The sequence below is a fragment of the Cephaloticoccus capnophilus genome (assembly GCF_001580045.1).
In the GTDB taxonomy this organism is placed as follows: domain Bacteria; phylum Verrucomicrobiota; class Verrucomicrobiia; order Opitutales; family Opitutaceae; genus Cephaloticoccus; species Cephaloticoccus capnophilus.
Genome location: NZ_LSZP01000047.1, coordinates 21428 through 37757, shown reverse-complemented (window position 1 = coordinate 37757; position 16330 = coordinate 21428). Strand labels below are relative to the sequence as shown.

At 62.7% G+C, this 16330-nt stretch carries 10 protein-coding genes and 1 pseudogene; 8 read left to right on the top strand and 3 right to left on the bottom strand.

The genetic code is table 11. The features are described 5' to 3' along the window. The first annotated feature begins 15 nt into the window (after positions 1-15). Positions 16-1140, top strand: coding sequence for an A/G-specific adenine glycosylase (locus AXK12_RS06125; RefSeq protein ID WP_231863562.1), 1125 nt, complete (start codon positions 16-18; stop codon positions 1138-1140). A gap of 12 nt (positions 1141-1152) precedes the next feature. On the opposite strand, the pseudogene AXK12_RS09505 reads toward AXK12_RS06125, so the two are convergent. Together AXK12_RS09505 and rpsU are read right to left on the bottom strand one after the other, a co-directional pair. After that, positions 1153-1518: pseudogene (locus tag AXK12_RS09505) on the bottom strand (DUF1016 N-terminal domain-containing protein); the annotation flags it as partial. A 152-nt stretch (positions 1519-1670) separates the two neighbouring features. Further along, positions 1671-1868: a 30S ribosomal protein S21 gene (rpsU, locus tag AXK12_RS06120; protein ID WP_068712533.1), complete on the bottom strand. Its 198-nt coding sequence runs from the start codon at positions 1866-1868 to the stop codon at positions 1671-1673. 158 nt (positions 1869-2026) lie between these two features. Between rpsU and dnaE the strand changes: the two genes are divergently transcribed. The 3 genes from dnaE (at position 2027) to AXK12_RS06105 (ending at position 8374) form a co-directional block, all read left to right on the top strand. Beyond that, positions 2027-5692: a DNA polymerase III subunit alpha gene (gene dnaE, locus AXK12_RS06115; RefSeq protein WP_068712531.1), complete on the top strand. Its 3666-nt coding sequence runs from the start codon at positions 2027-2029 to the stop codon at positions 5690-5692. 19 nt (positions 5693-5711) lie between these two features. Continuing rightward, the gene (locus AXK12_RS06110) at positions 5712-6581 is read left to right on the top strand and encodes a class I SAM-dependent methyltransferase (protein ID WP_068712529.1); all 870 of its coding nucleotides are present in this window, start codon (positions 5712-5714) and stop codon (positions 6579-6581) included. Between the two features lie 107 nt (positions 6582-6688). Then, positions 6689-8374 (top strand): SurA N-terminal domain-containing protein, encoded by a 1686-nt coding sequence (locus AXK12_RS06105; protein WP_068712527.1) that lies wholly within the window; start codon positions 6689-6691, stop codon positions 8372-8374. 57 nt (positions 8375-8431) lie between these two features. On the opposite strand, the gene AXK12_RS06100 is transcribed toward AXK12_RS06105, so the two are convergent. Beyond that, the gene (locus AXK12_RS06100) at positions 8432-9313 is read right to left on the bottom strand and encodes a LysR family transcriptional regulator (RefSeq protein WP_068712525.1); all 882 of its coding nucleotides are present in this window, start codon (positions 9311-9313) and stop codon (positions 8432-8434) included. A 94-nt stretch (positions 9314-9407) separates the two neighbouring features. On the opposite strand from AXK12_RS06100, the gene AXK12_RS06095 reads away from it, so the two are divergent. The 4 genes from AXK12_RS06095 (at position 9408) to AXK12_RS06080 (ending at position 16028) form a co-directional block, all read left to right on the top strand. Next, a complete protein-coding gene (locus AXK12_RS06095) occupies positions 9408-9923 on the top strand; it encodes a MarR family winged helix-turn-helix transcriptional regulator (protein ID WP_197457014.1) in 516 nt (171 codons plus the stop codon). Positions 9924-9976: 53 nt separating this feature from the next. Further along, positions 9977-11194: an efflux RND transporter periplasmic adaptor subunit gene (locus AXK12_RS06090; protein ID WP_156468904.1), complete on the top strand. Its 1218-nt coding sequence runs from the start codon at positions 9977-9979 to the stop codon at positions 11192-11194. Between the two features lie 209 nt (positions 11195-11403). Then, positions 11404-14541, top strand: a complete 3138-nt coding sequence (locus tag AXK12_RS06085; protein WP_068712521.1) for an efflux RND transporter permease subunit — start codon at positions 11404-11406, stop codon at positions 14539-14541. A 2-nt stretch (positions 14542-14543) separates the two neighbouring features. After that, positions 14544-16028, top strand: a complete 1485-nt coding sequence (locus tag AXK12_RS06080) for an efflux transporter outer membrane subunit (protein WP_068712519.1) — start codon at positions 14544-14546, stop codon at positions 16026-16028. The last annotated feature ends 302 nt before the right edge of the window (positions 16029-16330 follow it).

Here is a 16330-nt window from a genome sequence, read left to right as displayed (position 1 = left end):
CGCGCGCTTAGCCCTTTGATCGACCGTCTGTTGAACAACGCCTCCCCCGACAACCAAGCCGCCCTAACCAATCGCAGCGACGCCTTTCGCTCGGGCCTGCTCGCTTGGTATCGGCGACACGCCCGCGCCCTCCCTTGGCGCAGCGCGCCCACGCTCTACAAAACAGTGGTCAGCGAATTCATGCTCCAGCAAACGCAGGTAAAAACCGTGCTGCCCTACTTCGCGCGCTGGCTGGAGGCGCTACCCGACTTCGCTGCACTCGCACGCGCCCCTGAAGCGCAAGTCCTCAAACTCTGGGAAGGCCTAGGCTACTACACCCGCGCCCGAAACCTCCACAAACTCGCGCGAGTTCTGGTGGAAATGGGGATAGAAAACGACGGCAACAGCACTGTGCCAAACGCCGCAGCGGCGGCGACGCGGTGGCCAATAAAAAAGTCCGCAGCTCCGCAAACACGAGAAGACTGGCTCAGGCTCCCCGGCATCGGCCCCTACACCGCGGCGGCCATTACGAGCATCAGCTTTGGCGCACGCGCCGCCGTCGTCGATGGCAACGTCGTGCGCATCCTCGCCCGCCTCACTGCTGACGCCACACCCTACCGCGACAGCAGCAGTGCCGCCAAAGCCTACACCCCGCTCGCCGACGCACTCCTCAATCCTGCCCACCCTGGCGACCACAACCAAGCCATGATGGAGCTCGGCGCGACCCTCTGCCTTCGCCGCAAACCGCTTTGCCTCACCTGCCCCGTGCGCAGCCTCTGCGCCTGCGTCCGACTCGGGCACGACGCCGAAGACTTCCCGAAGCTCGCGCCCAAACTGATGGAGAAACTCACCCTCCGGCGCACCTGGTGTATAAAAAACGGCCAACTCCTCCTGCACCGCAGCACCGCCAAGTCCCGCCGCCTCGCCAACCTCTACGAACTGCCGGAGTTGCCGCCCGACTCACCGGCATTGGTCGGCCCCCCGTTACTGACGAAAAAACGCAGCATCACCCGCTACCAAATCACCGAGCACATCTACGCCGCTGATGCGCCGCACGGCCCGCTGCCCGAAGATCACGAATGGCTTCCCCTCGCCGAACTGGACAAGGTGACGCTCTCCGGCCCGCACCGCCGCTGGGTCGGCGAACTCCTCGCGAAGTAAGCTGGCGCGCTCAAACCCACACCACAGCTCCAGCAAGAACGACTCCATTTCGCGGATGATCGCCGCCTCCAAGTCGCCTTCCTGCCAAGTGTCGCGCAGCGTCCACACGCTCCAGCGTTCGGCGCTCGCCATCTGCACGTAGTATTGCCGCTGGAGCGGGTCTTTCAGCGGCAGCAGCGCCAGGAAATGTGACCAGCTCAATTGTCGTGACAGTGATACGACAATCTGCTCCTGGGGAAAGGTGTTGGCGAACTGCACCATGCGGCGCAGGTTCTTGACCGCAAAGCTGCTGCCGTAGTCCTTCACCAACTGCGCCGCCAGCGTGGGCAACACTTCTTCGCCGTAGTCGGCTCGCCGGCCCTCCAAAACCTGCCGTATCGAGCTTCGGCGTAGTCCAGCGAACTACTGGGCTGGAGTCATCGTGAAACAAAAAAGCCCGCTCAAGTTCGGCGGGCTTAAGGATAGGAAGCGGGAAAGGTAAGCCGACGAGAGCGGCAACGACGCTACGCCAACAGGAAGGGACTTTACCCCTACTCTGCGTAGCGGCGACGCAGCATTTGGGTAAATGCCTGCACCTTATTCTTACGGCGGCGGCGCTCGCAGGGCTTCTCGTAGTAGCGGTTTGCGCGGACGCCTTTGATGATGTTCTCGCGGTCGAGCTTCTTCTTCATCCGGCGAATCGCACGGTCGATAGGCTCGTTTTTGCGGATCTTGATTTCGATGGGCATGGAGGTGGACAGGTCGTTTCGGAAACGGGAAAAAGCGGTGAGAAAGCCCCAGCCTCTCTGCTCCGTCAACGGCATTTTCGCTCTGCGCGAGATTTGGCCGCACCCCTGCGCTCCGTGCTTGCACGCCCGCGCCCCCACTCTTGCCCTCACGCGTATCCGTGTCCGCGCCCGATAACTCCTTCGTCCACCTCCACGTCCACACCGACTACAGCCTCCTCGACGGAGCCTGCCGCATCGACCGACTCATGGATCGCGCCGCCGAACTCGGGATGCCCGCTCTCGCCCTCACCGACCACGGCAACCTTTTCGGCGCGATGTCGTTTTACCAAAGCGCCCGGGCCAAAGGCATAAAACCGCTAGTCGGTTGCGAGCTGTACTTGGTCGAGACCTCGCGGCTCGAAAAACACGGACGCTCCGACGAGGGCAAAACGATATTTCACCTCGGGCTCCTCGCCAGGAACCTCGAAGGCTACCACAACCTCTTAAAACTCGTATCCGACGCGCACCTACGCGGCTTCTATTATAAACCGCGCACCGACCTCGAAACCCTCGCCGCCCACGCACGCGGCCTCATCGGCTTCACCGGTTGCCTCGCCTCGCTCGTCCCCCAGCACCTTCTCCACGACCGCGAAGAAGAGGCGCGCCAAGCCTGCGGACGATTTGTTGAGATTTTTGGCCGCGAAAACTATTTCGTCGAACTCCAAGACCACGGCATCCCCGAACAGCAAAAAATCATTCCCGGGCTGCTCCGGCTCGCTGACGAGTTCGGCCTAAAAACCGTCTGCACAAACGACGTCCACTACATCAACGCCAGCGACGCCGGCCCACACGATACGCTCCTGTGCATCCAGACCGGTGCGAAAATCACCGATGACGACCGCTTCAAGTTCTCCGGCACCCAGTTTTACCTAAAATCGCGCGAGGAAATGGCCCGCGTGTTTAAGGAAGTGCCCGACTCGGTGGGAAACACCCAGCTCGTCGCCGACATGTGCGACCTCGAGATCCCCTTCCCCAAAGGCTCCGAACGCTACCCCCGCTACCCGCTACCGCCTGAAATCTGTAGCGAAGGCAAGACGCCCGCCCAGTACCTGCACTCGCTCTGCGTCGACGGACTGCGCGCCCGCTACCACGTCGACTACGCGGAGATCGCCGCCGAGCCACCCGCCGCCGCCGCGCTCGACCTCATCCATAAACGCCCGGAAGGCGAGAAACCCCAGCCGCCCGACTACTCCAACCTCACTCGCGAGCAAGAGCTCGTCGTCCGGCTCGGCTACGAGCAGGCGATTATCGAAGTCACCGGCTTCGTCGATTACTTCCTCGTCGTCTGGGATTTCATCTTTTGGGCCAAGCAGCACGGGATCCCCGTCGGCCCGGGCCGTGGCTCCGGCGCAGGCTGCCTCGTCGCGTACCTGCTCGGCATCACCAACATCGACCCCATCCGCTTCGGACTGCTCTTCGAGCGCTTCCTCAATCCCGAGCGCGTCTCGCCGCCCGACTTCGACATCGACTTTTGCATGCGCCGCCGCGCCGAAGTCATCGACTACGTACGTGACAAATACGGACGCGATTGCGTCGCCAACATCATCACCTACGGCACCCTCGGCGCAAAAATGGTCGTGCGCGACATCTCGCGCGTCCACGACCTGCCCTTTGCCGAAGCCGACCGGCTCGCCAAGATGATCCCCGACGAGATCAACATCGAGCTGCGCGCGGCGCTCGAGCGCTCCGCCGAGCTCAAAAGCGAGTACGAGCGCAACCCGCTCGCCAAAAAGATCATCGACCAAGGCTTCGTCCTCGAAGGCCTCGTGCGCAACACCGGCAAGCACGCCGCCGGCATCATCATCACCGACCAACCGCTCGAAAACTTCGTCCCGCTCACGCTCCAAGAAGGCGACGTCACCGTACAGTTCTCGATGAAGGCGGTCGATAAGCTCGGCCTGCTCAAGATGGATTTCTTGGGGCTAAAAACGCTGACCGTCATCGCCGATGCCGTCACCCACGTCCGCCGCACCAGCAAGCCCGACTTCGACATCGACGACATCCCGCAAGACGACCCCACGACCTACGAACTGCTCAACGCAGGCCGCACCGTCGGCGTCTTCCAGCTCGAATCCAGCGGCATGCAAAACGCCGCCCGCCAAGTCGGCATCTCCAACATCGACGACATCAACGCCATCTCCGCCCTCTACCGCCCGGGCCCGATGCAGTTCATCCCCGACTATGCACGCGGTAAGAAAAACCCCGATGCCATCACCTACCCGCACCCGCTCCTCGAAAACGTCCTGCGCGAGACCTACGGCATCATCGTTTATCAAGAGCAAGTCATGGAGTGCGCCCGCGTCATCGCCGGTTACAGCCTCGGCCAAGCCGATATGCTCCGCCGCGCGATGGGTAAGAAAGATGCCGCCGCGATGGCCCAAGAGCGCGAACGCTTCGTACGCGGCGCCCACGAAAAGCATAACATCCGCGAGGCAAAAGCCGACGAAATCTTCGACCTCTTAAACAAGTTCGCCCAATACGGGTTTAACAAATCGCACTCCGCCGCCTACGCCGTCGTCGCCTACCAAACTGCGTATCTAAAAGCCAACTACCCCGTCGAGTTCATGGCCGCCGTCCTCACTGCCGAGCTCGGCAATGCGGACAAAGTCGCGCACTTCATCGCCGAGTGCGAAGCGATGGGCCTCACCGTCCTCAGCCCGCACATCAACGAATCGCGCGAAAGCTTCACGCCCGTCGGCGATAAAATCCGCTTCGGCCTCGCCGGCATCAAAGGTGTCGGCGAAGCCGCCGCCCAAAAAATCATCGAAGAGCGCGAAACTCACGGCCCGTATCAGGACTTTGACGACTTTGTGGCGCGCATCGACTCGCGCGCAGCCAACAAACGCGTCCTCGAACACCTCATTAAAACGGGCGCTTTCGACTACGCGGGCACCTCTCGCAAAGCACTTTTCAACGGACTCGACGCCTCCATGGCCCAAGCCGCCGCCCAAGCCAAAGACCGCGCCGCAGGGCAAAACAGCTTCTTCGACCTGTTGGCCGAACCGGAAAGACCGGAGTCCAAAACAGCGGACACCCGCGCGGGCGAGCCGCCCCAAATCACCGGTAAAACCGAAGAATCCACTGACCGCGAATTTAACGACGCAGAAAAACTCCGATTCGAGAAAGAGCTGCTCGGCTTCTACGTCTCCGGCCACCCCATGAACCGCTACGCGGGCCTCTCCGAAGCCATTGATACCTACCCGGTCGACGAACTTCTCAAAATCGACGAGCGGCGCGACTTCCGGCTCTGCGGCATCGCTGGAAACATAGTCAAACGCCTCTCCAAAAAAGATAACCGCCCCTGGGCCGCCTTTACGCTGGCAACCCGCCACGCCTCCATAGGGCTCAACCTCTTCGCCGACGCCTACGAACGCTACGGCTCACAACTCGCCGCCGAAACGCCCGTCCTCATCCAAGGCAGCGTCCTCCTCAGTAGCGAAGGCCCACGGCTCAACGTCCGCGAGTGCTACCCACTCGACGCCGCACTCTCCTCCACCATCCGCGCCATCACTTGGCTCCTGCACCCCGAGCATCCGCAACTCGCCGACTTCCTAAAACAATTACGCGAGACCGTGGACAAAAGCTCCGGCGACACGCGGCTGCAGCTCGGCTTCCTCTTTGAAAACCGCGTCGCAACGACCTCTGAAATCAGCACTGCCCTTAATTGGCGGCTCGACCCGACAGCCTTCCAAACGCTCCGTGCCCACCCCGCAGTCGCAGGCGTGCAAGTCGAAGCCAAAGCCCTCGAGCTCAAACAAGAACGTCGCTGGGGGAAGCGCAGCTAAAGCGGCCAAGCACTTCACAATGGCGAAAAAACAAACAGGCATTGGAAGGCAGATTGGCGGCCAAAGCGTCCGCGAAGACTTCAACGACTTACGCGCCGTCATCCACTACACTAAGGCCGCGCACGAACTCGGACTCTGGGCCTCGGAGCGAATTCTGATCGACCGCTTTTTCCCCAACAAACGGGCGCGCCTCCTGGAGGCCGGTTGCGGCGCGGGCCGCGTATCCGTCGCGCTCGCCGAAAGCGGCTACACCCGCCTCAGCGCATTCGACTTTAGCGAAGAACTCCTCGCCCAAGCCCAAGGACTCGTCCACGAACGCAAACTCACGCGCCGCGTCACACTCTTCTTTGCCGATGCGACGCGACTCGCCAGCAGCCCCGCGCTACGCGACGCGATAAGCGGCCTCGCAGGCAAAAGTGAACCCGACAGCCAAACGCCAACTAATGCCGCCACAACGGGTGCGCACTTCGACGGCGCGCTCTTCCTATTCAACGGGCTGATGCAAATCCCGCTGCGCCGCAACCGCCGCCGCGCACTCCGCCAACTCGCCGCCGTTTGCCGCCCCGGTGCGCCCCTACTCTTCACCACGCACGATCGCGACGACTCACCCGAAGAACGCGCCTTGTGGCGGCTCGAAGCCACTCGCTGGGCACGCGGCCAACAAGACCCCATCCTGCGCGAGTTTGGCGACCGCTATTATGAAGACGTCGATATTGGCCGCACCTTCATGCACCTACCCACGCGCACCGAGATTTTGGCCGACCTAAAAGCCACTGGCTGGGCACACGAGTACGACGCCATGCGAAGAAACATCAGCCGAGAATCGCGCCAAGTCCGCGAGTTCTCCGACGAATGCCGATTCTGGGTTGCTAGGGTCTGTAATCAATAAAGGCCACTATCGACGGCGCAGCGACGAGAGCGCCGCCCGATAAAAGGCAGCATAGATGCCTTGCGTAGGGGAAGCTGGGTTTTAGCGTCACCGCCTTTTTCCCCACCATGTTTACTTGGATCCAGCGATACTTTCAGCGGCACTTTGGCGTTATCATCGTCGTAATTTTGGCGGCGATGGCGATTCCGCTCATTGTCGTATTCACCCCCTCTGCAGGGGGTATCGGACGCGGCGGCCAGTTCGCACAAAAGCGCGACGTGTTTGGCTACAACCTCGCCTCGGTCGAAGACCAGTCGCGCCTAATCGGCGACGCCAGCCTCAGCGTCATGCTGCAAATGGGCTACGTGGGCCTGAGCGACGAACAACTCCAAGAGTACGCGCTCCAGCGTATCGCCGCGCTCCACCTCGCCGAGGAACTCGGCCTGCCCAAGAGCAGCGAGGCCGAAATCACCGCACATATTAAGTCCCTGCCCGTGTTCCTCAACGAAGACGGCCGCTTCAATGCCCAGCACTACGCGCAATTCCGCGACTCGCTCAAAAACGACGCGCGCATCCGCGAGACCGATGTCAGCCGCGTAATCGCCGACGACATCCGCGCGGATAAAGTCCGCAACCTCCTCGCCGGGCCGGGCTACGTACTCGACAGCGACATCGTCGACCAGCTCCAGCGCGTAGACACCACTTGGACACTCGAACTCGCACACATCGACTACGCCAGTTACTCGCCCGAAATCGCGCCCACGAACGACCAACTCGCAAAGTTTTTTGGCGATAACACGTTTCGCTACCAAACCCCGCCTCGCCTCGTCGCCAGCTACGCCGACTTCCCCCTCAGCCGCTACCTGCCTCAAGTAAGCACCAACGAAGCGGAGCTCCGCCAAGTCTTCGACTCAATGCCCGGCCGCTTCGCCAAGCCCGCCGAAAGCGGCAACGCCGAAGCGAGTGAAACCCCAGCGCAAGCCCAAGCGGCAGGCCCCGAAGACTTCGCACTCGTCCGCGACCAGGTCGAGGCCCTCGTGCTCAGCGAGAAGGCACGCCAACTGGCCACTCGCGCCGCCTCCGACCTCACCCTAGCACTCTACGAAGCGTCACTGCCGAACGACGCAAACACACGCGCCGCGCTCCTCGCCGCGCACCAAGTCGAGGAAAAGCCACTCGCCCCCTTCGCCGAAAATCGCGGGCCCGACGAACTCGGCAACCTCGCCTCCGTGACCACCGAAGCGTTTAAGCTCAATGCCGAGCAATTTTACTCCGACGCAATTCCCGTCCGCGACGGCGCAGTCGTCCTATTCTGGAAGGAACTGCTCCCGATCTACACCCCGCTCCTCAGCGAAGTCTTAGAACGCGTCCGCACCGATTACATCGAAGAGCAAAAGCGCGAGCAGTTCGTCGAGCTCGGCCGTCGCGTAAAAGCTCAAATCGAGGCGCGGCTAATGGGAGGCGACAGCTTCGCGGCGGCTGCGGCCTCGGCAGCGGAGAGTGCCGGCGTAGCGATCGAGGCCTCGGCCCTCGCGCCCTTCTCGCTCGCAAGCCCGCCCCAAGACGGCAGCTTCACGGCCTTTAACCTGCTCGAGAATTTGGAAGAATCCCAAGTCTCCGAGATGACCTTGAGCGACACGCGCGGCACATTCGTCTACACCGCCAAACGCCAAGTTCCCGACCTCACTGCGGCGAATCCTCGCTTTGGCGAAATCCGCGAACAACTCGCCGAGCTAACCTCACACGTCGGCGTCATCCGCATCCTCTCCGACCTCGTCGAACAAGAACTCCGACGCAGCGAACCGGCGCTATAAGGGAAAGAAGACACGCCTTCCTCACCGCAGTCAAAATTAGACTGTGGTGAAGAGCGCTCAGCCGCGCAGGACCTTGAGGAAGTTTTTTAAAATCCGTGATTCGGTGCCTTTGCGCCACACGGCAAAGAGGTGCGCGGTCAAATCATCCTCTTTATCTTTCAGGGGGCGAAACACCACGTTGTCGAAGCCACGTGAGAGCGGCAGCAGGATCGACACGCCCAGCCCGCTCTCCACCATCGCAATCAGCGACTCGAAACTACTCACGCGCCTCGGCGGGCGATGCCGAATGCCGCGCACGGCAAAAGTCTCGTTCAAATACTGCTGATGCCGCGTCTGCTTGCCCGGTTCAGCGACCGTCAGCAGTGGCTCCATCGCCAACTCGCTCAGCGCAATTGAGGGTCGGCTAGCCAACGGGTGCTCCCGACTCATAATCACGGCGGGCCGCGCGCTCAACACCTCCACCCACTCAAAGCCGACCGGCAGCGACACAGTCCGCCCGACCATAAAGCCCACGTGAACTTGCCCTGCTTGAAGCGCGCTCAACTGGTCCACCATCCCGACCTCAATTAAGTTCACATCCACCTGCGGATAACGCGCCCGAAACTCCGACAAGACCGTCGGCAAAAAACTCGCCGTCAGCAGCCCAAGGTTGCCCACATTGAGCCGCCCGCTCTTCCCGATCGCCGCATCGGCTGCCGCCGAAGCGGCCATCTCGACGCGCTCCAAGATATCGCGGGCCTCGTCGAGCAACACCGCCCCGGCATCTGTGAGACTCACCCCGCCGGTGTTGCGGGAGAGCAGCTGCACCCCGATCCCCTCCTCTAGCTGTTTGATCTGCTTACTCAGCGCGGGCTGGGCCACATGCAGCCGCTCGGCGGCACGCCTGAAGTTCAGTGCCTCGGCCACGGCGACAAAATAACGCAGATGCCTCAATTCCATGTATGCAGCCCTGATAACTATTAGTTATCACTCTGCAAACAACAAAGTCATACTCGCCGCGCCGTTTTACTCTACTCTGCGCGCCTCAAAGACCATGCCTCCTCCATCCGCCAGACACGAGCCAGCCCGACAAATCCTCTTCGCCGCCGCGCGCGCCGACCACCCCGAAGCCACAGAGCCGAAGTGCAAGACACTCTTCACCCTCGTCGATACCTGCCGCCTTCTCGAAAACGGACTCCAGCGCGACCTAGCCTCCAGCGAAATCACCGAAAACGGCTTCTTACTCCTGGCACTCCTAATCCGCGAAGAGCCCAAGACCTTTACTCCTAGCGAGATGGCAGACCAGCTCCACCTCGGCCGCCCCGTCATTTCGACGACCTTGGGGCGGCTCGAAGTCTCTGGCCTGATCCGTCGCGAACGCTCCACTACCGACCTGCGCTCTCTCGTCGTGCGCGTCACCGAAAAAGGCCGCAGCGTCTTTTCCGCCGCTGTCGCGGAGTGCCTGAAGTCGATCACCCACCTAATGGCCGAAATCCCCGCAGAAGAACTTGCCCAGCTCGACGCCACTTGCTCGCGACTGCGCCAGCACTTTTTGAATAATCAAAACTAAAAACTAACCGAAACTCGCCCCGCGCCCCCATCGTCCCCTCCACCATTCTCAAAATGACGTCCCGAAAAATTACCAAATCGAAACCCTTCGCCGCGCTCGCCCTCTCCACTGTCGCCCTCTCACTCGCACTCGCCGGTTGCGGAAAAAACGGAGGCGGGGCCCAAGGCGGCCCGGGTGGCTGGCCCACGCCCGAGGCTAACATCCTCACCATCGAGACGCAGCCAGTGACGCTCTCCCGCGAACTGCCTGGCCGCACCAGTGCTTACCGCATCGCCGAAGTCCGCGCCCGTATCACCGGCATCGTCCTCAAGCGCCACTTCACCGAAGGCGCCGATGTAAACGCAGGCCAGCTCCTCTTCGAAATCGATCCCGAGCCCTATCAGGCCACACTCGACAGCGCCCGCGCCAATCTCGCCCGCGCCGAAGCGAGCTTACTCTCCGCGCAAGCCCAAGCCCGCCGCTACGAAGACCTCGTCGGCACCGACGCCATCTCTCGCCAAGCCTACGATAACGCCGACGCCGACGCCAAAGCCCGCGCCGCCGAAGTCGCCGCGGCCAAGGCCGCCGTGCGCACCGCCGAAATCAACCTCGGCTACACCCGCGTCGTCGCGCCAATCACGGGACGCATCGGACGCGCCGAAGTCACCGAAGGCGCCTACGTGCAACAAGGCCAAGCGACGCTACTCGCCACCATCCAGCAGCTCAACCCGCTCTACGTCGACCTCAGCCAACCCGCCGAAGACGCGCTGCAACTCAAGGCGGCAGTCGCGAACGGCAGTCTTCAGAAAAACGGCGCGAGCGCGGCCCTCACGATCCTCTTTAATAACGGGGAAAGCTACGCCGAGCGCGGCGCGCTTGAGTTCTCCGACGTCACGGTGAACCCCACCACTGGCACCGTCACCCTGCGCGGCACCGTGCCCAACCCAGCTCTCGACCTGCTCCCAGGGATGTTTGTCCGAGCCCGCGTCGAAGAAGGCACGAAGCCCGACGCGATCCTCGTCCCCCAATCGGTCGTCACCCGCGACCAACGCGGCCAAGCGACGGTCCTCGTTGTCGAATCGGGTGAGCGCGGAGACGTCGTGGGCGTGCGCGTGATTGAGGCCACTCGCACGGTCGGCAGCGATTGGCTAGTGACCGGCGGACTCGCCCCCGGCGACCGCGTCATTCTCGACAACCGGCAAAAGCTTCGGCCCGGCGCACCCGTAAAGCCGCTTCTCGCAACGGCGCCCGCCTCCACCGCGCCAGTCGCCGCTCCCGAGTCTGCCCGCTAAACGCGCCCGCCGCGCTGCCCTTCTAAACTCAATTCACCCGCAGCCAAAGGACGAGCCGCCAACAGACGACGCGCACAGGACCGGGTCGCAGCCCCGACCCGCTCCTTAGCCGCCAAGGCTGGCGCACTTGTCGCCGCCAAGCCGCGCGTCACGCCTCTCGCCACACTAGAAAAGTCTGCGACCTCCTTACTTAATTTTACTCAACACTCATGGCCCGTTTCTTCATCGACCGCCCCGTCTTCGCATGGGTTATCGCCATCGTCATCATGGTCGCGGGCGCAGTCTCGATTATCGAGCTGCCCGTCGCCCAGTACCCAAACATCGCGCCGCCGCAGATCTCCATCCAAGCGACTTACCCGGGAGCCTCTGCCAAGACGCTCGAAGACTCCGTGACCCAAGTCATCGAGCAGCGGCTAAACGGCATCGACCACCTGCGCTACATCGAGTCGTCCAGCGACGCCACCGGTAACGTCAGCATCAGCATCACCTTCAACTCCGAGGCCGACCCGGACATCGCGCAAGTCCAGGTCCAAAACAAACTCGCGCTGGCCATGCCGCTGCTCCCCCAAGAAGTGCAGCAGCTCGGCGTGCGCGTCACCAAGTCAGTGCGCAACTTCCTGATGATCGTCAGCCTCGTCTCGACAGACGGCAGCATGAGTGCGCCCGATATCAACGACTTCGTCATCAGCCGCCTCCAAGACCCCATCAGCCGCGTAAAAGGCGTCGGCGAGATCCAGGCCTTTGGCTCGGCCTACGCGATGCGCATCTGGCTCGACCCGGCCAAACTCACTCACTTCGCCCTCATGCCCAGCGACGTCAGCGCGGCCATCCGTGCGCAAAACGTCCAAGTCTCCGCCGGGCAACTCGGCGGCATGCCCGCCGCCGAAGGCCAGCGCATCAACGCCACTGTTAACGCCCAAGCCCGCCTCGAAACCCCCGAGCAGTTCGGTGCCATCCTGCTCAAGGTAAACCCCGACGGCTCGCAAGTGCGCCTGCGCGACGTCGCCCGCGTCGAGCTCGGCCCCGAGTCCTACGAAATCTCGGGCCGCTTCAAGCGCATGGCCTCCGCCGGTATGGCCATCCGCCCCGCCACCGGCGCCAACGCGCTGGAAACTATCGACGCCGTCCGCGCCAAGCTCGACGAGCTCAAACCCTACTTCCCCGAGGGCATCGAAATCTTTTACCCGCTCGATACCTCGCCCTTCATCCGCATCTCCATCACCGAGGTCATTCACACCCTCGTCGAGGCCGTCATCCTCGTGTTTTTTGTGATGTATCTGTTCCTGCAAAACTGGCGCGCGACCCTCATCCCCACGATCGCGGTGCCCGTCGTCTTGCTCGGCACCTTCGGCATCATGGCCGCCTTCGGCTTCTCGATAAATACGCTCACGATGTTCGGCATCGTGCTCGCGATCGGGCTGCTCGTGGACGATGCGATCGTCGTCGTCGAAAACGTGGAGCGCGTCATGAGCGAGGAGGGGCTGCCACCGCGGCAAGCCACGCAAAAGTCGATGCAGCAAATCATCGGGGCTCTGGTCGGCATCGCGCTCGTGCTGTCCGCCGTGTTTGTGCCGATGGCCTTCTTTAGCGGCTCGACTGGTGAGATTTACCGGCAGTTCTCCATCACGATCGTGTCGGCGATGGGCCTCTCCGTCCTCGTCGCCATCGTGCTCACCCCTGCGCTCTGCGCGACCATCCTCAAGCCCATCGCCAAAGGCCACCACTACCACGACACCGGTTTCTTCGCGTGGTTTAACCGCATCTTCGACCGAGGAACAAACCTCTATGTCAACGGCGTCGGCGGCATGCTCCGGCGCAAAGCCCGCTTCTTCGTCGTCTACCTCGTCGTCGTCGTCGGCATGGGCTGGCTCTTTACGCTAGTGCCCACCGGCTTCCTGCCCGACGAAGACTCGGGGCTACTCTTTGCCCAAGCACAGCTGCCCCCTGGCTCCACTTACGAACAGACAATGGCTGTCCTCGAAGACATCGAAGACCACTTCCTAGAAACTGAGACGGAGAACGTATACGGCATGTTCGGCATCGTCGGCTTCAGCTTCTCGGGCTTCGGCCAAAACCAAGCCGCGGCCTTCGTCCGGCTCAAAGACTGGTCCGAGCGCAAACGCCCCGACCAAGCCGTCGCCGCCCTCCAAGGCCGCTTCTTGCAAAAATTCCTCCCGCGCAAGGACGCCCTCGCCGTCGCCTTCATGCCCCCTGCCGTCATGGAGCTAGGCACCGCCAACGGCCTCGACATGCGCCTCACCGATAACGCTGCACTCGGCCACGAAGCACTGACCGCCGCACGTCAGCAGTTGATCAACCTCGCCAACGCCGACCCGCGCTTCGTCAACGCACGCTCCAACAGCATGGACGATACCGCGCAGTTCAAAATCGACATCGACCAAGAAAAAGCCGCCGCGCTCGGCATCGCCATTAGCGACATTAACAGCACCCTCTCCACCGCTTGGGGCAGTGCCTACATTAACGACTTCATCGACCGAGGTCGCACCAAACGCGTCTACATGCGCGGCGACACCACTTCGCGGATGAAGCCCGAAGACCTCGAACAATGGCATGTGCGCAACAACCGCGGCGAGATGGTGCCCTTTAGTGCCTTCGCCACGGGCTCTTGGCAGCTCGGCGCCGCGTCGCTCGAACGCTTCAACGGCAATCCCTCCACCTCCATCGCCGCAATCCCCGCCCCCGGCATCTCCACCGGTGAGGCGATGACCGCGATCACCGAGCTCGCGGGGCAGCTCCCCGACGGCTTCGGCATTGAGTGGGTTGGCCTCTCCTACGAAGAACGCAGCGCAGGCAGCCAAGCCCCCGCGCTCTACGCGATCTCCATCCTCGTCGTCTTCCTGTGCCTCGCCGCGCTCTACGAGAGCTGGTCAGTGCCCGCCTCCGTCATGACGATCGTGCCGCTCGGCATCATCGGCACACTCGCCGCCGCGCTCCTGCGCGGCATGCCCAACGACGTCTACTTCCAAGTCGGGCTGCTCACCATCGTCGGCCTCTCGGCAAAGAACGCCATCCTCATCGTCGAATTCGCAAAAGCGGGCTTCGACAACGGCATGAGCCTCTTCGACGCCACAATCCAAGCCGCCCGCCAACGCCTGCGGCCCATCCTCATGACCTCGCTCGCCTTCGGCCTCGGCGTGCTCCCACTCGCCATCTCCACCGGCGCAGGCGCGGGCTCGCGCAACGCCATCGGCACGGGAGTCCTCGGCGGCACTTTCACTGCCACCGTGCTGGGCATCTTCTTTGTGCCGCTCTTCTTCGTCGTCATCCTGCGCCTCTTCCGCGTTAAGCCCAACACCCTCATCACCGCCAAAAAGGAGGACTCCTAACAATGGCTCTTTCCCACACCCTTTCCCGCTCACTCGCACTCTCAGCCGCCGCCCTCGTGCTCGCGAGCTGCTCGCTCGCCCCCAAATACAAACGGCCCACTGCGCCTGTGGCGGAAGCGTATCCGCATGCGGATACGATGAGTAGCGGCACGGGCACGACCACAGCAGCAGCGACGCTGCGACAAACACTGAGTGCCCAAACACTGGGCGGCGACTTGCGGCTCAATCGCATCCTCGCGCTCGCACTCGAAAACAACCGCGACCTGCACATCACCGCACTCAACGTCGAACGCGTTCGCGCCCTCTACCGCATCCAGCGCGCCGCCACGCTTCCCAGCCTCGCCGCGACCGGCGACGCGACCCGTCGCCAAACCCCGGCGGCCCTCTCGCCTAGCGGCACCCGCTCAATCGACTCCACCTACCAAGCCGGGCTCACGCTTCCCGCCTACGAGCTCGATTTCTTTGGCCGCGTAGCGAGCCTGCGCGAGGCTGCACTCCAGCAATACCTCGCCAGCGAAGAAGCCCACCACAGCGCGCACATCGCCCTCATCTCCGCCGTCTCCCGTCAATATTTCGGCCTCCTCGCCGCTGACGAACAACTCGCGCTCGCGCAACAAACCCTCGACGCCGCCGAACGCAGCTACGCGCTTAACCGCCAGTCCTTCGAGGCGGGCGTCGCCTCCGAACTCGACCTGCGCACTGCCGAGGCGCAACGCGAAGCCGTCCGCGCCAGCGTTGCGCAGCTTGAGCAAAGCCGCGACCTCGCGCACAACGCACTCGTCCTCCTCGTCGGCTCGCCTCTGCCCGCCACACTCCCCGCGCCCGGCTCTCTCGCCACCCAACAACTAATCGACAACCTTCCGGCTGGGCTCCCCTCCGAACTGCTCACTCGCCGCCCTGACATCCGCGCCGCCGAGCACAGCCTACGCGCCGCCAATGCCAATATCGGCGTCGCCCGCGCCGCCTTCTTCCCCGCCGTGCGCCTCACCGCCTTTGGCGGCAGTGCCAGCCCCGAGCTCTCCGACCTCTTTGAAGGCGCGAGCAAGGCGTGGACCTTCGCCCCCAACATCGCGCTCCCCCTCTTTGCAGGTGGGGCTAACCGCGCCCAACTCGACGCGGCCAAGCTCGCCAACCGCATCGAAGTCGCCAACTACGAGAAGACCATCCAGAACGCCTTCCGCGAAGTCGCCGATGCGCTGGCCATTGCTAAATCCATCGACATCCAAATCGACGCGCAAACCGCGCGCGTCACCGCCGCGACCCGCCGCTACGAACTCTCGGAAGCCCGCCACAAAGCCGGAGTCGATAGCTACCTCACCGTGCTCCTCGCCCAGCAAGAACTCTTCACCGCGCAGCAACAACTCGTCACCGCCCGCCTCTCACGCCTAAACAACCTAGTCTCCCTCTACGCCGCACTCGGCGGCGGCTGGGACGACACGAGCGAAACCGCCGCGCAAACCACGGCCCGCCTCACCGCAAAGCACTAAGCTCAAAGCCAGGCGAGGCGCCGCAAGCCCTCCGGGGCTTTTTCGCCCGCCCTGCACCTAACCCAACACCAAGCACCGCCATTTCGGACAATTTTTCCGAAATGGAGACCGCCCCCCACGGCCCAGCCCCGCCTCCTCCCGATGCTCATCGCAATGGTCATCATCCTTGTCCTCCTCACCGCCCTAATCGCGACCGATGGACAATAAAAGCCCACCCGAAAAACAGGTGAAGAACTCCGACCCTGCGGTCGGAGCTTCTCCTCCACAAGCTAGGCGAGCCTACGGCTCCCTATGACGATGAC